Below are 18,616 nucleotides of genomic sequence, written 5' to 3' on the forward strand. Positions count from 1 at the left end.
AGGCGGTGAATGGCGCCGAGGTCGGCCAGTGGGCGTGACTCGCTGATGTCGATGGTGACCACGCCCGCGTCGATGAGCTCGACCAGCGCCGCCAGTTGAGCCGGCGAAGGGCCTCGTCGTCGGGCAGCAGCCGCTGAGCGTCGGCGGGGCTCGGCGGGCCGGGGCGTACGGCACGGGCGAAGAGGGAGCGGACGGCGGCGCGCAGGTCCCGGACGCCGGCCAGGGTGCCGGCGTCCGCCGTGAAGCCCCGGACGTCGAGCACCCCGGTCAGCACGTCCTCCCGCTCGCGCACCCAGCGGGTGAGGCCCTCGTTCTCGAGGAGGTCGTCGGCGACCCCGCCGTGTCCGTCATGACGGATGGTGAGGGCGAGATCGAGCGTGAGGGCGGGGGCCGGGGCGGGCACGGTCATGAACTAATGGTAAAGCCGCTTAAACCCATTAACCCTGAGCGGGGGCCGGCGCCGCCTCACAGGAGCGCATCAGGTGAGGTCGAACTCCCCCTCACGGGCGTTCAGGACGAAGGCGCGCCACTCGGCCGGGGTGAAGATCAGCGACGGGCTTCCGGGCCTGCCGCCGTTGCGCATCGCGATGAAACCCTCGACGAAAGCGATCTCGACGTCCCCCGCGCCCTGGGTGCCCGACCGCCAGTCGGCCTGGCTGAGGTCGAGGTCGGGCTTGCTCCAGCCCGTCAGCGGCTGCTGCCTGGTGATGCTCTCGGCCACGTCCGTACTCCTCCCGGTTCGTCGTCCGGGCTCAGACTAGCGATCGTCGACGGTCACGGACAGGCCGCGGAGCGCAGCGGAACGTGGTCGCCGCCGCTCCGCCCGCACCCGCCGGTCAGTTCGCCGGGGGTTCCGCCCCGACCAGCCACATGGAGAAGAACTGCGATCCGCCGCCGTAGGCGTGTCCGAGCGCCTTGCGCGCGCCGTCGACCTGATGCTCGCCCGCCTGTCCGCGCACCTGGAGCGCTGCCTCGGCGAAGCGGATCATCCCCGACGCGCCGATGGGATTGGTGGACAGCACCCCGCCGGACGGGTTCACGGGCAGATCGCCGTCCAGCTCCGTGACCCCGGACTCCGTGAGCTTCCAGCCCTCGCCCTCCTCCGCGAAGCCCAGGTTCTCCAGCCACATCGGCTCGTACCAGGAGAACGGGACGTACATCTCGACGGCGTCGATCTCCCGGCGCGGATCGGCGATCCCTGCCTGCCGGTAGACGTCGGCCGCACAGTCCTTGCCGGCCTGCGGGGAGACGAAGTCCTTCCCCGCGAACAGGGTGGGCTCGCTGCGCATCGCCCCGCCGTGCACCCAGGCCGGCGGCTGCGGCGAACGGGCCGCGCCCGCGCGGTCGGTGAGGATCATCGCGCAGGCGCCGTCGGACGACGGGCAGGTCTCCGAGTAGCGGATCGGGTCCCACAGCATCGGCGAGGCCTGCACCTTCTCCAGGGTGATGCCGTGCTCGTGCAGATGCGCGTACGGGTTCCTGAGGGCGTTGCGCCGGTCCTTGTACGCGACGAGGGAGCCGACGGTGTCGGGTGCGCCGGTGCGGCGCATGTACGCCCGGACGTGCGGGGCGAAGAAGCCGCCGGCGCCCGCGAGGAGGGGCTGCTGGAAGGGGATCGGCAGCGACAGGCCCCACATCGCGTTCGACTCGGACTGCTTCTCGAAGGCGAGGGTGAGGACGGTGCGGTGGACACGTGCCGCCACGAGGTTCGCCGCGACGAGGGCGGTGGACCCGCCGACCGAGCCCGCGGTGTGGACACGGAGCATGGGTTTGCCGACGGCGCCGAGCGCGTCGGCGAGATACAGCTCCGGCATCATCACGCCCTCGAAGAAGTCGGGCGCCTTGCCGATGACGACGGCGTCGACGTCGGACCAGGTCAGCTGGGCGTCGTCGAGCGCGCGCCGGGCCGCCTCGCGGACGAGTCCGGCGAGAGAAACGTCGTGGCGGGCCGCCACGTGCTTGGTCTGGCCGACGCCGACGACGGCCACGGGCTCCTTACCGGACATGCGGCTCTCCTTCGAGGACGGCGACCAGGTTCTGCTGCAGACAGGGGCCGGAGGTGGCGTGGGCCAGGGCGCGGTCGGACACGCCTCGGTGGATGGCGGCGGCGGCCTCGCCCAGGCGGATGAGACCCGCGGCCATGACGGGGTTGGCGGCGAGGGCTCCGCCGGACGCGTTGACCCTCACCCTCTCGTCGAGGTCGAGGGCCTTGCGGAGCACGACCTCCTGGGCGGTGAAAGGAGCGTGCAGCTCGGCGGTGTCCACGGGTCGCTCGAAGGCCCCGGCACGCTCGGCGGCGAGGCGGGTGGACGGCGAGTCGGTGAGGTCGCGTACGCCGAGGCTGTGCGGCTCGATGCGGTGGTCCATGCCGCGGATCCAGGCGGGCCGTTCGCACAGTTCGCGGGCCTTGTCCCCGGCCGCGAGAATCACGGCGGCGGCACCGTCGCCGATGGGCGGGCAGTCGCCGGTGCGCAGGGGCTGTACGACGTAATCGCCCTGCTCCCGGAGGCCGCGCAGCTGGGCGTGGGGGTTGTCGGCCGCGGCGGTGCGGCTGCGGGTGGCGATGCCGGCGAGTTCCCGCTCGCTCGTGTCCCCGGCATCGATGAGTGCCCGGGCCTGGAGGGCGGCGAGGGCGACCGAGTCGGGCCAGAGGGGGGCGACGTAGTAGGGGTCGAGCTGGCGCGTCAGTACGTCGCGAACGGAGCCGGGCGAGGACTTGCCGTAGGCGTAGACGAGTGCGGTGTCGGCCTCGCCGGTGAGGAGCTTGACCCAGGCCTCGTAGAGCGCCCAGGCGCCGTCCATCTCGACATGGGACTCGGAGATCGGCGGCCAGGCGCCGACCCCGTCGAGTGCCATCGTGAAGGAGAAGGCCCGGCCGGCGAGATAGTCGGAGGAGCCGGAGCAGGTGAAGCCGACGTCACCGGTGCGCAGCCCGGTCCGCGCCAGGACGTCGTGCAGCACCGGCATCAGCATCTCGACCTCGGAGAGCTCTTCGCTGCTGCGCAGATGGTCGGTCTGGGAGAAGGCGACGATCGCGACGTCTCGCATGGCTACAGCAGCTCCTTGTAGGTGTCGTAGTCGGCGTCGGGTTCGCCGGTGGGCCGGTAGTGGTCGGGGTGGCCGCCGCCTTCACTCCACACCGGTTCGACGCGCAGCCCCATGCGCACCTGGTCGTACGGGATCCCTCCGATGCGGCCGTGGAGGGCGAGATCGGCGCCGTCGAGGGCGATGTGCGCGTAGACGTACGGCACTTCGATGTCGAGATTCGCCGGATGACGAGACTTGATGTTGACGATGCAGTAGGTGGTGACCGTGCCGCGCGGGCCGACCTCGACCGGCTCGGAGGTGGCGACGCCGCAGGTGGGGCACGCGCCGCGGGGCGGGACGTACACCTTGCGACAGGACGGGCAGCGCTCGCCGATGATGCGCTGTGCGGCGAGGGCGTTGATGTGGCGGGACTGGGCGCGGCCCGGGCTGTAGGTGTAGTCGAGGCGGGCGGGGGCGACGATGCCGGTTACGGGGTTCTCGAACTCCCCGCGGTGGTCGCGTGCCCCGGCGTTCGGGGCGTTGCCGTCCTCGCCGTTGTTTCCGTCGTTGTCGTCGTTGTCGTCGTTGTCGTCGTCGTAGGGCTCGAAGCAGGCGATGTCGGTGATGGCTCCGCTGCGCTGCGCGGCCCAGCGGATGCGGACGCGCATTCCGGTGCGCACGGCGTCGGGGCCGGAGGCGTCCAGGGCGTGGAGCAGCGCGGTGTCGGCGCCGTCCAGCTTCACCAGTACCCAGGCGAACGGTGTGCCGAGGGGCTGGCCGCGACGCGGCTGCGGGTTCCAGGCCCAGGTGGTGACGGTGCCGGCGGCGGCGACCTCGACCAGGTCGCGGATCTCGTCGGCGGTCTCCGGGTCGTACTCGACGGGAGGGACGAGGACGCGGCCGGCGGACGTCCTGACGCCGAGCACGGTGCGCTCGCGGAGCCCGGTGAGGAAGGCCGACTGGACGGGGCCGAGGGAGCGGGTGAAGGGGAACTCGACGACCAGGGGTGCGCGCAGCACCTCCGGTGCGGGGGCGGCTGACATGTGCGGGCTCCTTGTCTTGGGGTGCGGGCCGTGGGGTGCGGGTGGGGCCGCTGCGCGGGGCCTTCTCCCCGCCCCTTCCCGAACGGGGGCGAGCCCGCCGGCCCCGACGGGGCAAGTGGTGCGGTGGGCCCGAGTGTCCGTCCTCAACCGCCGGGCGGGCTCCCAAGGGGGCGAAGCCCCTCACGCGGCGGAGCCGCACCTCGACACAGCTGGGAAGCGCGGGGTGGGGTGGGGAGAACTCACGCTCGGCGGTACACCGGGTCGCGTTTCTCCGCGAACGCGCGGGCGCCCTCCTTCGCGTCCGCCGTGTCGAAGATGGGCCAGCCGCGTTTCAGTTCGGCCGCGAGGCCTTCCGTCTCGGTCATCTCGGCGGTCTCGTAGACGGACGCCTTGACCGCCTCGACGGCGAGCGGGCCGCAGGCGTTGATCCGGTCCGCGATGGCGAGGGCCTGCTCCAGGGCGGTGCCGTCGGGGACGACGTGGCCGACGAGCCCGATACGTTCGGCCTCCGCCGCCGTGTAGGGGCGGCCGGTGAGGAGCATTTCAAGGGCGTGGGTCCGCGGGATCTGGCGCTGGAGCCGTACGGTCGAGCCGCCGATCGGGAAGAGGCCGCGCTTGACCTCGAAGAGTCCGAAGGTGGCGCTCTCTCCCGCAACCCTGATGTCGGTGCCCTGGAGGATCTCGGTGCCGCCGGCCACACAGTGGCCCTCGACGGCCGCGATCACGGGTTTGCGCGGGCGGTGGTGGCGCAGCATCGCCTTCCAGTGCAGATCGGGGTCGGCCTTCAGCCGGTCCCGGTACTGCTCACCCTCCATCCCCTTCCCGGCCAGGGCCTTGAGGTCCATTCCCGCGCAGAAGGCGCCGCCCGCGCCGGTCAGGACGACCGAGCGGATGCCGTCGTCCTCGTCGGCCTCCAGCCAGCCGTCGTGAAGCCCGACGAGCATCGGCAGTGAGAGTGCGTTCTTCGCCTCCGGCCTGTTCAGCGTGAGCACCAGTGTGGCGCCCTCACGCTGCACGGTGAGGTGTTCCGTACCAGCCATGACCGTCCTCCCGTCTCAAGACCTAGAACAGGTTGCAGGAGCCCGGGTTCCAGTTCAATAGTTTTCTGACACACAGTCAGATTTCTTGTGCGGGACCCCTTCCCAGTTGCGTGCGGCGGCGCTCTAATGACCGCTCCGAGACAGTTGTCAGCGCCGAGTGCGGACCACGGTCAGGAGGAATGGTGGAGTACAACCTTGCCGACCTGTTCGAGTCGGTCGTGGACGTGGTCCCGGACCGCGAGGCGCTCGTGTACGTCGACCATCCCGGTACGGGCGCGGAGCGCCGGCTCACCTACACCGAGCTCGACGCAGCCGCGAACCGCATCGCCCACCACCTGGCCGGTGCCGGGCTGAAGCCCGGCGAGCACCTCGGGCTCCACCTCTACAACGGCGTCGAGTACCTGCAGACGGTCCTGGGCTGCCTCAAGGCGCGCATCGTCCCGGTCAATGTGAACTACCGCTACGTGGAGGAGGAGCTGGTCTACCTCTACCGCGACGCGGACCTCGCCGCTCTGGTCTTCGACACGGAGTTCACGGAACGGGTCGCGGCCGCCCTGCCGCGGACGGAGAAGCTGCGGCATCTGGTGCGGGTGGGGACCCCGGCCGACGGCGCGCCCGCACTCGACTGCACGGCCTTCGCGGACGCGGAGGCGGAGGGTTCGCCGGAGCGCGGCTTCGGGCCGCGCTCGGCGGACGACCAGTTCATCATCTACACCGGCGGCACCACCGGTATGCCCAAGGGCGTGATGTGGCGGCAGGAGGATCTGTTCTTCTCCGGGCTCGGCGGCGGCGCGCCGACCGGCGAGCCGGTGAAGCGCCCCGAGGAGCTGGCCGAGCGGGTGGCCGCGGGCGGCGACGGCATCACCTTCTTCCCCACTCCCCCGCTGATGCACGGCACGTCGACACTCACCGCGTTCATCGGCTTCAACTTCGGTCAGCGGGTGGTGCTGCATCGCAAGTACGTACCCGAAGAAGTGCTCCGTACGATCGAGAAGGAGCGGGTGACCTCCGTTTCACTGGTCGGTGACGCGATGCTGCGGCCGATCGTCGACGCGCTCAACGGGCCGCTGAAGGGGACGGACCTCTCCGCGTTGTTCAGCGTCTCCTCGTCGGGCGCGATCATGTCCGAGACGGTGCGGAGGCAGTTCACGGCGCTCGCACCGAACGTGATGCTGCTGAACAACTTCGGTTCGTCCGAGTCCGGTTTCAACGGCACGGCGACGGACGACTCCGGCCCGGACAAGGGCTTCCGGCTGCGCGTCAACGCCCGTACGCAGGTGGTCGACCCGGCCACGTACGCGCCGGTCGCGGTCGGCGAGCCCGGGCGTATCGCGCAGCGCGGCCACGTTCCACTCGGCTACTACAACGACCCGAGGAAGACCGCCGAGACCTTCTTCCAGAAGGGCGACGAGCGGTGGGTGCTCCTCGGTGACATGGCGACGGTCGACGAGGAGGGCATCGTCACCGTCCTCGGCCGGGGCTCGCAGTGCATCAACACCGGCGGCGAGAAGGTGTATCCGGAGGAGGTCGAGCAGGCGCTCAAGGCTCATCCGGACGTGTACGACGCGCTGGTCGCGGGCGTACCCGACGCGAAGTGGGGCAACCATGTCGCGGCGGTGGTGCAGTTGCGCGAGGGCGCGGCGCCGCTGGACCTGGACTCCGTGCAGGCGCACTGCCGCAGCCGGCTCGCCGGGTACAAGATTCCCCGGCAGCTGGTGATCACGCCTGCGATCCAGCGCTCCCCCAGCGGGAAGGCGGACTACCGGTGGGCGCGGGCGGTGGCGACGGCGGACAGCGAAGGCCGGCCGCAGTAGCGGGTGAGGTACGCCCGGGGCGACGGGCGCGGGGCCGCTTCGACCGCCCCTTGCGTCAATTCCGTTGAGCACGGTCGTGCGGACGTACGTATTCCCCGGCAGGCAGCAGCCAGCCACCTCCGGAGGAACCCCATGGCCGAAGCCGGCAGCAATGTCACCGAGCTCTTCCGCGCGTCCACGGCGCACAGCCCCTCGTACTTCACCCTGAGCAGGGCCGGGGCGTCGGCGCCGGGCGGCGGGGAAGGGGGCAGGCAGGCGATCACCGACTTCTGCATCCCCTGCAACCCGTACTTCCCGACGCCCGAGATGTTCGACGAGCTGGGCGAGCGGCTGCGGGAGATCCTCACGTACTACCCGAGCGGTGCGGACACGATCACCGCTGAGCTGTGCTCGGTCCTCGGCCTCAATCCGCAGACCGTCGCCATGGGCAACGGCTCGACCGAGCTGATCACCTGGATCGACCATCTGCTGGTGCGCGAGTCCCTCGCCGTGCCGGTCCCGACGTTCGGGCGGTGGACCGACCAGCCGATGGAGACGGGCAAGCGGGTCGACATGTTCCCGCTGCCCGAGTCCCACGGGTTCGCACTCGATCCGGCCTCGTTCGTGGACTTCGTACGGGCGCGCGGCTCGCGTACGGCCGTCATCTGCAACCCGAACAACCCGGACGGCGGCCTGCTGCCCCGGCACGGGGTCCTCGCGCTCCTGGACCAGCTGCAGGATCTGGACCTGGTCGTCGTGGACGAGTCGTTCCTGGAGTTCGCCGACGCCGAGGCGGACTCGAGCGTCGTCGCCGACGCCGTACTGCGCCCGAACACGATCGTGCTGCGCAGCCTCGGCAAGAACTTCGGCCTGCACGGTGTGCGCTTCGGCTATCTCGTCGCCAATCCGGGGCTCGCGGGGAAGGTGCGGGCCGCGCTGCCCAAGTGGAACCTCAACTCCTTCGCGGAGACCGTGGTGTTCATGCTCAAGGAGCACCGGCTGGAGTACGCGCACAGCCTGCGGCTGGTACAGCGCGACCGCCAGGAGATGATCTGGCATCTGAGCCGGCTGCCGGGCCTGACCGTCTATCCCTCTCAGGGGAACTTCCTGTACGTGCGGCTTCCGGAGGGCGTCGACGGTGCGGCGCTGCGCGACCGGCTGCTGGAGGAGCACGGCGTCCTCGTCCGCGAGTGCGGCAACAAGATCGGCAGCTCCAGCCGCTATCTGCGGCTCGTGGTGCGACCGCAGACGGATGTGCAGCGGCTGGTGGCCGGGCTGGAGCGGACGCTCTACGGGACGCAGGTCGCGCCGGGCGCCCAGGGGCTGATGCCGGTACCGGGACCGGGGCAGGTGCCAGGGCCGGGGCAGGGTCCTGGTCCGATGCCCGCGCTTGCGCTCCCGTACGCCTCCGGGACGCCCGCGGTGGACCGGCTGATGCGGAGGGCCTGACCGGACGCCGGCCGTCCGGAATTCCGTTGCCGTGGACGTCGTCCGGTGCTGGAGTGCCCGGATGGATCACGATGCGGTGCTGGCACTGTACGACCGGCAGATGCGGCAAGATGCCCCGGCCGACGGCCCCGGGGCGCGGGTCGAGCGCGTGGGCGAGGTGGTGCGGCAGACGGGTGGGGAGCACGGCTGGAACGGGGTCCTCTGGTCGGGCCTGGACGCGGCCACCGCGGACGCGGTCATCGCCGAGCAGGTGCGGCACTTCGCCGCGCTCGGGCGCGAGTTCGAGTGGAAGCTCTACGCACACGACCGGCCGGCCGATCTCGGGGAGCGGCTGCTCGCCGCCGGGTTCGTCCCGGAGCCCGAGGAGACGCTGCTGGTCGCCGGGACGGGAGCCCTCGCCGGGCTGCCGGTCGACGGTCACCTGCCGGAGGGCGTCGAGCTGCACAGCGTCACCGACCCGGTCGGCGTGGACCTTGTGGCCCGGGTCCACGAGCAGGCGTTCGGCACGGACGGCTCCCAGCTGCGGGAACGTCTCCTCGCCCAGCTGTCCGCCGACCCGGCCACAGTGGTCGCGGTCGTCGCGATGGCCGGCGACGTGCCGGTGAGTTCATCGCGGCTGGAGCTGCCGCCGGGGAGGGACTTCGCCGGCCTGTGGGGCGGCGGGACGGTGCCGGAGTGGCGTGGCCGTGGCATCTACCGCGCCTCGGTGGCCTTCCGCGCCCGGGTGGCGGCGGACCGGGGGTACCGCTGGCTCCAGGTGGACGCGATGCCGACGAGCCGGCCGGTTCTGCAACGCCTCGGCTTCGCGGCGCTGAGCACGACGACGCCGTACGTGCACGGCCGCTGACGCGGAGACGGAGGATCAGCGGCCTGCTTCCGTCGATCCCGATCCCGATCTCCATCCCGGTGCCGGTGCTCCGCCCCGGACCCGTGCGGCCCCTTTCCGGCGTCCGGGGCACACGAGCACAGGGCGACCCGCCTCCCACGCGGAAACCGGCGCGGCCGCTTTCGGCGCGGTTGCGGGCCCGGGCACGAGACCGCCGCCGTCTCTGCCGGTGTGCCGACTGCGAGGTGTCGAGCGCCGGGGCCGGGTGGGGGCAGCTGGCGAACATGCGCCATGGCACCTTTTCGCCAATTCCACCCTCTGGCACAGCGTCAGCTCCTGGCTTGAATGGGGCCCCGGCACACGCCGGTGTCGCTCGTTCGTGGCAGCGCCTTCAGGGAGTTGGTACAGGGGATGGGATCCAGATCGAGGACCGCGGCCGTGGTCGCGGCCACCGCGGTGGCGCTGCTCGCCACCGGGCTGCCGGCGGCAGCCGAGCCGGAGCCCGGCACGGGGGGCGGCGGCCGCACGGCGGCGTCGCCGCCCGTGGCCGCGCCCGGGCAGCGCACCGTCACACTGGTCAGCGGCGACCGGGTCGGCTTCACCGGCAGCGGGAGCGGCCTCGAGGTCAGCGGGGTGACCCCGGGCAAGGGCCGGGGTCACATCGCGTTCACCCGGGCCAGGATCAACGACCACGAGTACGTCATCCCCGTCGACGCCACACAGGCCCTCGCCGACGGACGGGTGGACCGGCAGCTCTTCGATGTCACCGCGCTCGCCGCGCAGGGGTACGACGACGCCGCCCGGGCGGACATCCCGCTGATCGCGACGGCACAGGCCGGCCCCGCGCTGCGCGGGTCCGCGCAGCGGGACGCGTTCCCCGAGCTGGGGCTGACGGCCCGTACGGTACGCAAGTCCGAGGCGGCCACGGCCTGGCGGGGCTTCCTCGCGGCCGCGGACGGGAAGTCCCGCGCCGCGGCGTCCGGGAAGCTCTGGCTGGACGCCAAGGTCGAGGCGAGCCTGGACCGCTCCGTCGCCATGACCGGGGCGCCCGACGCCTGGCGCAAGGGTCTCGACGGCAAGGGCGTGAAGGTCGCGGTGCTGGACACCGGGTACGACCCGGCCCACCCCGACCTCAAGAACAAGGTCGTCGCGGAGAAGAACTTCACCTGGGACGAGAGCGTCACCGACCTCAACGGCCACGGCACGCACGTCGCCTCGACCATCGCCGGAAGCGGTACCGCCTCGCAGGGCCGGTACAAGGGCGTGGCGCCGGGAGCCGAGTTGTTGATCGGCAAGGTGCTCGACGGGGGTGGGAGCGGCAGTTTCAGCGGAATCCTCGAAGGCATGGCATGGGCGGCCGCCCAGGACGCCGACATCGTCTCGATGAGCCTCGGCAACAACCTGCCGAGCGACGGCAGCGATCCGCTCTCCCAGGCCGTCGAGACCCTGTCCCGAGACGGCGGACCGCTGTTCGTCGTCGCGGCCGGCAACGAGGGCGCGCCGCGCAGCATCGGCTCGCCGGCCGCCGCACCCAGCGCCCTGACCGTCGGGTCGATCACCAAGGAGGGCGAGATGTCGTCGTTCTCCTCCCGTGGACCTGCGGTGACCGACGGCGGCGTCAAGCCCGAGATCACCGCACCCGGCAGCGCTATCACCGCCGCCCGCGCCGCGGGAACGCTGGACAACGCCGCGGGCAGCGAGTTCTACGCGACGATCAGCGGCACGTCCATGGCGACCCCCCACGTCTCCGGGGCGGCCGCCATCCTCAAGCAGCAGCACCCCGAGTGGGACGCGCAGCGGCTCAAGGCGGCACTCGTCGCCACCGCCGACCCGGTCGACGGCGCGGACGTGTACGAGCAGGGCGCGGGAAGTGTGGACGTGCCCGGCGCGGTCTCGTCCCGGATCACCGCCTCCCCCACCACGGTCTCCGCCGAGCTGGCCTGGCCGTACGGCGGCAGTCCGACCCGGACGGTGACCTACCGCAACAGCGGTGGCAAGGACGTCCGGCTGAGCCTCTCCCTAGCCGGAACGGCACCGGTCTCGCTCGCCTCGCGGCAGCTGACCGTCCCGGCGGGCGGCACCGCCGACGCGACCGTCCGGATCGACACGCGCCGGGCAACCGCCGGCGCCCACAGCGCCTGGCTCACCGCGCGCGGCAGTGACGGCAGCACGGTGCGCACACCTGTCGGCGTCGACGCGGAGGGCCCGACCGCCACGCTCACCCTCGAACCCGCCGCTCTGCGGCCCGGGGTCGAGGTGGCGTACACGAACCTTGTGGTGCAGAACGAGAAGACCGGCGAGGCACAGCTGGTCGGCCTCACCACGGCGCCCGAGGAGATCCGGCTGCCGGTCGGCGACTACCGGGTGTTCGGCGGGGTGTGGGAGTACGTCCGCCACGGCAGGGCGAGCGTGCCCGAGACATCCGTCGCCGTCGCCCGGCGCGTCTCGGTCACCGGCGACCGGACGCTCAAGACCGACATGTCCGCGGCGAAGCCGGTCACCATGGGCATCGACGACCCGGAGATGCGGATCAACGAGTTCGGGTCGGCGACCGGGCTGGTCTCGTCGACCGGCGCGGGCGCCCCGGTCGGGCTGGCCGCGCCCCTCTACAACGGCGCGTACAAGTCGTACGCCGTGGGCAGCTCCCGGATACCGGGGCTGACGTACTTCTCCGCCGCTTCCTGGGAGCAGCCGTACGTCCTCGCGACGACGGTCGGCGGCTCCGGCACTCCGGTGGACGTGCCGGTGTGGCTGATGACGTGGCAGCGGCTGGAGTGGGACCTGGAGAAGCGGGTCACCGACGCGGGCTTCGGCGGGGACCTGTCGGGTCTTGAGCTCAAGGACCGGATCGTTCTCCTCGAGTCGGACTGGAGTCTGGGCTGGGAGGAGATGACCCGGCGCTACGAGGCGGTCAAGGCACAGGAGCCGGCGGCGATCCTGCTGGCGGGGTCGGCGTCGATCGACCCGGCCGACCCGGCGCTGGGCACCGACGCCCACGGCGTGGCGCTGCTGCGCGAGCGGCTCGCCGAGGGAGAGGTGACCCTTCGGATCAAGGGTGAGCGCAACGGCGAACGCACCTACTTCACCTTCCACACCCATGACGACGGGGTGCCGGCCGGTGCGCACTGGCAGGACCGGCGCCGGGACCTGGCCCGCGTGGACCACAGCCTCCGCACCACCGGGTTCCCCAACGACCCCAAGGGGATCTACGGCTGGGTGACCCACAGCGGCCTGCGTCTCGCCCAGCAGTCGACGCTGTTCCGCGCACCGCACCGGATGACGGCGTACTACACGCCCGATGTCCCGTGGACGACGGCCACGTTCGAGTACGCGATCGACGCCCACGGTCCGCTCGGCGTGCAGTACACCAACCCGACGGTGTACCGGGAGGGACGTACGGTCACGGACAACTGGCTGACGGGGCCCTTCAACCCGTCGCTCTCGGTGAACGGACCCGACGGCCGGGCCCAGGCGACCCGCGACGGGGACAAGCTGCGTCTCGCGCTGCCGATGTTCTCGGACGCGGCCGGCCACCAGTCGGACCCCGCGCGGGATCTGGAGTCCGGCGAGACGGTGCTGCGCGACGGCTCTGGCAGGGTGCTCGCCCGGAACGACGAACCGGGGCAGGCCGTCTTCGACGTGCCCGCGCGTGGCCAGTGGTACGAACTCACCTCGTCCGCGCACCGCGACCACGCGGAGTGGACGCTGGGCACCCGGGTGACGGACACCTGGCGCTTCCGCTCGGAGCACACCGGCGGCGAGCGTCCGCTGCCGCTGCTCGACACGCGCTACGACATGGCCGGGCTCGACGGCGACAACTCGGTGCCGGAGGACCGGGAGTTCACCTTCGGTCTCGGCATCGGCCGCCAGGCGGGGGCGAACGGCGCCTCCATCGGGCGGGTGTCGGTGCAGTACTCCACGGACGACGGCGCCACCTGGCAGTCGGCGAAGGTCCGGGGCCGGGACGGCGACCGGCAGGTGACCGTCCCGGCGATGAAGACCGGCTGGGTCTCCCTGAAGGTGACCGCCGAGGACCGCTCCGGCGCGTCGGTCACGGAGACGGTCACCCGGGCCTACCGGGTCGGCTGCCCCACGTACTGGTGCACGTACGCCCCGGCATGGCCGCACTGGCCGGCCGGGTAGTCCGCACGGGGCGCTGACGCGACCCCGCATCGGTGCGGGCCGGCCCGGTGGTCGGCCCGCACCGTGCTGTCGTCCCCTCACGTCGGCCGTGACGACACCGTCCCGCGGGCCGCGTCGGCCGCGCTGCGCGCCGCGTGCGGAACGCCCCGCCGATCGCGCCGGATGAGTGCCGGTCCACGGGTGCGCCGTTGAAAGGCCCCGTTTCCCCGCCGAGACCGGCGTGCGGGCTGTCGGCGTCAGTCGGTGGACAGGCCCGCCGCCGATCGGGCCAGTGCCTCGAGGACCGGGCTGAGAAGCGGGTGGGTCTCGGCGCCGCGGCGGACCGCGGCGAACACGCGGCGGGTGGCGGCTGGTCCCGTGACGGGGAGCACGACGGTGTCCTTGAGCTCCATGCCGCGCAGTGCCGAGCGCGGTACGAGGGCCACTCCCGCGCCCGCGCCCGCCAGGGCGACGACCGCGCGGAAGTCGTCGGACGAGTGCAGGAGGCGTGGCTCGAAGCCGGCGAGTTCGCAGGCGAGGAGCATCACGTCGTGGCAGGGGTTGCCCGGGTAGGGGCCGATCCAGTCGCTGTCGGCCAGCTGGGCGAGCTCCACCTGGCACTCAGCGGCCAGCGGGTGGGACGAGTGGAGGACCGCGTCGAACGGCTCCGCGTAGAGCGGGACACGGGCGAGGCGGCGGTCGTCCTCGTGCGGAGCCCCGCGGTATTCGACCGCGAGGGCCAGGTCGGCCTCGCCGTCGAGGACCATGGGCAGGCTCTCGTCGCCCTCGGCGTCCCTGACCCGTACCCGTATGCCCGGGTGCTGGTCGGCGAGCCGTCCGATCGCGGGGGCGAGGACCTCGGCGATGCCGGTCGCGAACGCGGCGACCGTGACCTCGCCGGCCGCGCCGCCCGCGTAGGCGGCGAGCTCCGCCTCGGCCTGCTCCAGCTGGGACAGCACCGCGTTGGCGTGGGCGAGCAGGATCTCGCCGGCCGCCGTGAGGCGTACGCCCCGGCCGCTGCGGATCAGCAACGTGTGGCCGGTCTCCTGTTCCAGCGCTGCCAGCTGCTGGGAGACGGCCGAGGGGGTCAGATACAGCGCTGCGGCCGCGGCGGTCACCGTACGGTGGTCCGCCGCGGCGCGCAGTATGCGGAGCCTGCGGGGGTCGATCACCCGGCCATTGTCGCCCGCGCGTCGACGAAGGCGGCAACCGCCCGCTCCACGTCCTCGGTGGAGTGCGCGGCGGAGAGCTGGACCCGGATCCGCGCCTGGCCCATCGGGACGACGGGGTACGAGAAGCCGATCACGTACACGCCGCGCTCGAGGAGCAGCTCGGCCATGCGGCCCGCCTCGGCGGCGTCGCCGATCATCACGGGGGCGATCGCGTGGTCGCCGGGCAGGATCTCGAAGCCGGCCTCGGTCATCTTCGTGCGGAAGAGCGCGGTGTTCGCGGCGAGCCTCTCGCGCAGGTCGCCCGCGGACTCCAGCAGGTCGAGGACCTTGAGGGAGGCTGCGGCGATGACCGGGGCGAGGGAGTTCGAGAACAGGTAGGGGCGCGAGCGCTGGCGCAGCAGCTCCACGATCTCCGCGCGGGCGGCGACATAGCCGCCGGACGCGCCGCCGAGGGCCTTGCCGAGGGTGCCGGTGATGATGTCGACGCGGTCCATCACGCCGTGCAGCTCGGGGGTGCCGCGGCCGCCGGGGCCGACGAAGCCGACGGCGTGCGAGTCGTCGACCATGACCATGGCGTCGTAGCGGTCGGCGAGGTCGCAGATCTCGCGGAGCGGTGCGACGTAGCCGTCCATGGAGAAGACACCGTCGGTGACGATGAGCCGGCGGCGGGCGTCCTGCGTCTCCTTGAGCTGCTGCTCGAGGTCGGCGAGGTCGCGGTTGGCGTAGCGGTGGCGGCGGGCCTTGGACAGGCGGATGCCGTCGATGATGGAGGCGTGGTTGAGGGCGTCGGAGATGACGGCGTCCTCGGGGCCGAGGAGGGTCTCGAAGACGCCGCCGTTGGCGTCGAAGCAGGAGGAGTAGAGGATCGTGTCCTCCTGGCCGAGGAAGGCGGAGAGCCGTTGCTCCAGCTCCTTGTGGACCTCCTGGGTGCCGCAGATGAAGCGGACGGAGGCCATGCCGTAGCCCCAGCGGTCGAGGGCCTCCTTGCCTGCGGCGATGACCTCGGGGTGGTCGGCGAGGCCAAGGTAGTTGTTGGCGCAGAAGTTCAGTACGTCACCGGGGGCGCCGCCCGCGGTGACGGCGACGGACGCGGACTGGGGGGTGCCGAGGACCCGCTCGGGCTTGTGGAGTCCGGCGGCACGGATCTCGTCGAGGGTGGCGCGGAGGTCGTCGCGTACGGACGCGTACATGTGGTTCTCCCTTGAGGGGGTGGCTGCGAGCTCGAGGGGTGACTGCGGGCCGGGCCGGAGGGTCAGGCGGTCCAGTCGAGGATGATCTTGCCGCTGCGGGCGGTGGCGGCCTCGTCGAAGGCGGCGTCGAAGTCCTGGTAGCCGTAGCTGCCGGTGATGACGGGGCCGAGGTCCAGGCCGCTCTCCAGCAGGACCGTCATCGCGTACCAGGTCTCGAACATCTCGCGGCCGTAGATGCCCTTGATCGTGATCATCGAGGTGACGATCTTCGACCAGTCGACGGCGAACTCCTGCGCGGGCAGGCCGAGCATCGCGATCCGGCCGCCGTGCGTCATGTTGTCGATCATGTCGCGCACCGCTTCTGGCCGGCCGGACATCTCCAGGCCGATGTCGAAGCCCTCCTTCAGACCGAGGGTGCGCTGGGCCTCGGCGATGTCGGTCTCGGCGACATTGACGGCGAGGGTGGCGCCGACCTTGCGGGCCAGTTCCAGGCGCGGCTCGCTGACGTCGGTGATCACGACGTTGCGGGCGCCGGCGTGCCGGGCGACGGCCGCGGCCATGACGCCGATCGGGCCCGCGCCGGTGATGAGTACGTCCTCGCCGACGAGCGGGAAGGACAGCGCCGTGTGCACGGCGTTCCCGAAGGGGTCGAAGATCGCGGCGATGTCCAGGTCGACCTCGGTGCGGTGCACCCACACGTTGGACGCGGGCAGGGTGACGTACTCGGCGAAGGCGCCGTTGCGCCCGACGCCGAGTCCGATGGTGCTGCGGCACAGGTGGCGGCGGCCGGCCAGGCAGTTGCGGCACTTTCCGCAGACGAGGTGGCCCTCGCCGCTGACCAGGTCGCCGACGGCGATGTCCTGGACGTCCGCGCCGATCGCGGCGACCTCGCCGACGAACTCGTGGCCGATGACGAGGGGCGTGTCGATCGTCTGCTGGGCCCAGCCGTCCCAGGAGCGGATGTGCAGGTCGGTTCCGCAGATGCCGGTACGCAGCACCTTGATCAGCACGTCGCCCGGGCCGTACTCCGGCTCGGGTACGTCCATGAGCCACAGCCCGGGCTCGGCGTGCTGCTTGACAAGTGCCTTCATGAGTGCGGCTCCAGGCATGGCGGGGCGTTGCTGACCAGGTACAACGGCTCGGGTGCGCCGGTGCGGGTCGATGGACGCACACCAATCTGCCGACCCGGGAGCGTTCAGTCCATCGAGGATTTCTTAAGCGGGTCGACAGCGGAGCTTCACGCGAGGCCGAAATCCCTGATCACGGCCAGGAACTCCGCGGGCCTGGTCTCGTGGATCAGATGGCCCGCGTCGATCGTGACGAGCCGCGCATCGGGAATCTGTTCGACGAGCCAGGACAGCTGCTCCTGGTTGACGTGGCTGGTCGCGCCGCCCGCGATGACGAGGGTCGGTGCGGTGACGGCGCCGAGAGCCTCCCGCCATCCCGGGTCCGGGGCGTTGCGCTGGGCGTCGGTGGCCGGGACGACCGGCCAGTCGAAGTCGGTGTCGTCTTCGGGCCGCTCGGCCATGGGGCGCGGCGGGTCCAGCGGAAAGAGCGCGGGGGCGTCCTCGACGACGAGCCGGCCGACGAGCGACGGCGCGTCCGCGGCGAGCAGGTACGCGGCGATGCCGCCCATCGAGTGGCCGACGACGGCGGTGCCCTCGATGCCCAGGGCCCTGATGAAGGCGCGCAGGTCCTCGCGGAAGACGTCGAAGCCGTAGCCGCCGGGCCAGTCGCTGAGGCCGTGGCCGCGGAAGTCGAGGGCGTACACCCGGTGGGTGGCGGCGAGCTGTTCCGCGATACCGGCCCACTCGTGGGCGCTGCCGCCTCGTCCATGGGCCAGCACGACGGGCGGGGCCTCCGCCGCGCCCCGGACGCGGTAGGCGAGGCGTACGCCGTCGGGCGTCGTGACGCTGCGCACGTCCGGATCGAGGAACGCGGCCACGGTGCGGCGGAATGCTCCGGGGTCGTCCAGCCAGGGGTAGTGCGCCGCGCCCGCCTGGACGGCCACCTCGGCGTGCGGGAAGAGCGCGGCCGCCTCCGCGGCGCGGGCGGGGGTGAGATCGACGTCGTACTCGCCCGCGAGGACCAGGACCGGGGCTTCCAGGGCCGTCAGGGCCTTCACCGTGGCGGCCGGGTCGAAGGCGCCGTCGGCGTAGTAGGCGCTTCTCGCCTGCGGGTTGGCCTGGTGCGCGTCGGCGGCGGCGTGCTCCCGGGCGGTACGGTCCCAGCGCCCGTACATCAACGGTTCGACGGCGGCCCACACTTCGTGCGGGTCACGCCCGGCGAAGTACTCCTCCAGGGCGGCCAGCGCCTCGTCGTACAACGGCTCGCCGCGGCGCAGGGCCGCGGCGTCGCGGAGGTCCTGGTCGGTGCCCACGACGCCAACGGCGCGGGCACTCGGGGTGACGAGGGTCAGCGAGCGCACGCGGGTGGGGTGCGCAGCGGCGTACAGCACGGCGAGATTGCCGGACGCCGAGTGCGCGAGGAAGTCGGCGCGGTCGAGTCCGAGGTGTGCGCGGAGCGCCTCGACGTCGTCGACGAGCCGGTCGCAGCGGTAGGTGGCAGGATCGGCGGGCACCGCGGAATCGCCTGTACCGCGCAGGTCGAGCTTGACGAGCGTGCGGTGCGCGGTGAGCCCGCCGAGGTCGCCGAAGTACGCGGAGGCCCGCATCGGGCCGCCCGGCAGACAGATCAGCGGCTCCCCCTCCCCTTCGACGTGGTAGGCGAGTGAGGTCCCGTCCGGCGCACTGATGATCGGCATACGTCGATCCTCTCCGGGCGCCCGGGAACACGCCAACGGATTGCCCGGATGCGCCCGCCGCTCGCGCCGTCGGCGCACTCGCCCTGGCGCGGCGCGGCCTGCCGGAGGTCTTGACGCCCGGGCGGGCGGCTGGATTACTGATCCCGAACAGCTCGACCGAATGATCGGTCGTCCGATTTGCGAGTGACAC

General features: G+C 72.1%; 14 protein-coding genes. 4 read left to right on the forward strand and 10 right to left on the reverse strand.

What is annotated here, in order from left to right:
- The 6 genes from ABT078_RS06395 to ABT078_RS06420 all read right to left on the reverse strand — a co-directional run.
- Nucleotides 1-409: ABATE domain-containing protein (locus tag ABT078_RS06395; RefSeq protein WP_351224434.1), on the reverse strand; the 409-nt coding region annotated here is incomplete at its 3' end.
- 69 nt (nucleotides 410-478) lie between these two features.
- Nucleotides 479-721: a DUF397 domain-containing protein gene (locus ABT078_RS06400; RefSeq protein WP_351224436.1), complete on the reverse strand. Its 243-nt coding sequence runs from the start codon at nucleotides 719-721 to the stop codon at nucleotides 479-481.
- A gap of 115 nt (nucleotides 722-836) precedes the next feature.
- On the reverse strand, nucleotides 837-2,006 hold the full coding sequence (locus tag ABT078_RS06405) for a thiolase family protein (protein ID WP_351224438.1): 1,170 nt from the start codon (nucleotides 2,004-2,006) through the stop codon (nucleotides 837-839).
- A complete protein-coding gene (locus ABT078_RS06410; protein WP_351224440.1) occupies nucleotides 1,996-3,048 on the reverse strand; it encodes a thiolase family protein in 1,053 nt (350 codons plus the stop codon). Before ABT078_RS06410 ends, ABT078_RS06405 begins: the two co-directional genes overlap by 11 nt.
- A 2-nt stretch (nucleotides 3,049-3,050) precedes the next feature.
- Entirely contained in the window at nucleotides 3,051-4,070 is a 1,020-nt protein-coding gene (locus ABT078_RS06415; RefSeq protein ID WP_351224442.1) for a Zn-ribbon domain-containing OB-fold protein, read from the reverse strand.
- A 239-nt stretch (nucleotides 4,071-4,309) separates the two neighbouring features.
- Nucleotides 4,310-5,110 carry a crotonase/enoyl-CoA hydratase family protein gene (locus tag ABT078_RS06420; protein WP_351224444.1) on the reverse strand — a complete coding sequence of 267 codons (801 nt, stop codon included), beginning with the start codon at nucleotides 5,108-5,110 and terminating at the stop codon, nucleotides 4,310-4,312.
- A 182-nt stretch (nucleotides 5,111-5,292) separates the two neighbouring features.
- Here ABT078_RS06420 and ABT078_RS06425 point away from each other — a divergent pair, with 182 nt between their 5' ends.
- The 4 genes from ABT078_RS06425 to ABT078_RS06440 all read left to right on the forward strand — a co-directional run bounded on the left by ABT078_RS06425 (nucleotide 5,293) and on the right by ABT078_RS06440 (nucleotide 13,321).
- Entirely contained in the window at nucleotides 5,293-6,924 is a 1,632-nt protein-coding gene (locus ABT078_RS06425; RefSeq protein ID WP_351225044.1) for an acyl-CoA synthetase, read from the forward strand.
- 132 nt (nucleotides 6,925-7,056) lie between these two features.
- Nucleotides 7,057-8,352, forward strand: coding sequence for a pyridoxal phosphate-dependent aminotransferase (locus ABT078_RS06430; protein WP_351224446.1), 1,296 nt, complete (start codon nucleotides 7,057-7,059; stop codon nucleotides 8,350-8,352).
- A 61-nt stretch (nucleotides 8,353-8,413) separates the two neighbouring features.
- Nucleotides 8,414-9,199 carry a GNAT family N-acetyltransferase gene (locus ABT078_RS06435; protein WP_351224448.1) on the forward strand — a complete coding sequence of 262 codons (786 nt, stop codon included), beginning with the start codon at nucleotides 8,414-8,416 and terminating at the stop codon, nucleotides 9,197-9,199.
- Between the two features lie 390 nt (nucleotides 9,200-9,589).
- Nucleotides 9,590-13,321, forward strand: a complete 3,732-nt coding sequence (locus ABT078_RS06440) for a S8 family serine peptidase (protein ID WP_351224450.1) — start codon at nucleotides 9,590-9,592, stop codon at nucleotides 13,319-13,321.
- Between the two features lie 236 nt (nucleotides 13,322-13,557).
- Here ABT078_RS06440 and ABT078_RS06445 read toward each other — a convergent pair whose 3' ends face one another.
- From ABT078_RS06445 to ABT078_RS06460, 4 genes are all read right to left on the reverse strand, one after another.
- Nucleotides 13,558-14,472, reverse strand: coding sequence for a LysR family transcriptional regulator (locus ABT078_RS06445; protein WP_351224452.1), 915 nt, complete (start codon nucleotides 14,470-14,472; stop codon nucleotides 13,558-13,560).
- Entirely contained in the window at nucleotides 14,469-15,662 is a 1,194-nt protein-coding gene (locus tag ABT078_RS06450) for a glycine C-acetyltransferase (protein ID WP_351224454.1), read from the reverse strand. The genes ABT078_RS06445 and ABT078_RS06450 overlap by 4 nt, the downstream gene beginning before the upstream one ends.
- 62 nt (nucleotides 15,663-15,724) lie before the next feature.
- Nucleotides 15,725-16,753, reverse strand: a complete 1,029-nt coding sequence (tdh, locus tag ABT078_RS06455) for an L-threonine 3-dehydrogenase (protein WP_351224456.1) — start codon at nucleotides 16,751-16,753, stop codon at nucleotides 15,725-15,727.
- Between the two features lie 146 nt (nucleotides 16,754-16,899).
- Complete coding sequence (locus tag ABT078_RS06460; RefSeq protein ID WP_351224458.1) at nucleotides 16,900-18,426, reverse strand: alpha/beta fold hydrolase; 1,527 nt, start codon at nucleotides 18,424-18,426, stop codon at nucleotides 16,900-16,902.
- Nucleotides 18,427-18,616: the final 190 nt, after the last annotated feature.

Source organism: Streptomyces sp. NPDC002133 (genome assembly GCF_040296405.1).
Taxonomy (GTDB): domain Bacteria; phylum Actinomycetota; class Actinomycetes; order Streptomycetales; family Streptomycetaceae; genus Streptomyces.

Excerpts from the sequence above, each read along its gene's own strand:
- ABT078_RS06450 (WP_351224454.1), bottom strand. The coding sequence starts at position 15,662 with ATGTACGCGTCCGTACGCGACGACCTCCGCGCCACCCTCGACGAGATC.
- ABT078_RS06460 (WP_351224458.1), bottom strand. The coding sequence starts at position 18,426 with ATGCCGATCATCAGTGCGCCGGACGGGACCTCACTCGCCTACCACGTC.
- ABT078_RS06415 (WP_351224442.1), bottom strand. The coding sequence starts at position 4,070 with ATGTCAGCCGCCCCCGCACCGGAGGTGCTGCGCGCACCCCTGGTCGTC.
- ABT078_RS06420 (WP_351224444.1), bottom strand. The coding sequence starts at position 5,110 with ATGGCTGGTACGGAACACCTCACCGTGCAGCGTGAGGGCGCCACACTG.
- ABT078_RS06440 (WP_351224450.1), top strand. The coding sequence starts at position 9,590 with ATGGGATCCAGATCGAGGACCGCGGCCGTGGTCGCGGCCACCGCGGTG.
- ABT078_RS06435 (WP_351224448.1), top strand. The coding sequence starts at position 8,414 with ATGGATCACGATGCGGTGCTGGCACTGTACGACCGGCAGATGCGGCAA.
- tdh (WP_351224456.1), bottom strand. The coding sequence starts at position 16,753 with ATGAAGGCACTTGTCAAGCAGCACGCCGAGCCCGGGCTGTGGCTCATG.
- ABT078_RS06410 (WP_351224440.1), bottom strand. The coding sequence starts at position 3,048 with ATGCGAGACGTCGCGATCGTCGCCTTCTCCCAGACCGACCATCTGCGC.
- ABT078_RS06405 (WP_351224438.1), bottom strand. The coding sequence starts at position 2,006 with ATGTCCGGTAAGGAGCCCGTGGCCGTCGTCGGCGTCGGCCAGACCAAG.
- ABT078_RS06430 (WP_351224446.1), top strand. The coding sequence starts at position 7,057 with ATGGCCGAAGCCGGCAGCAATGTCACCGAGCTCTTCCGCGCGTCCACG.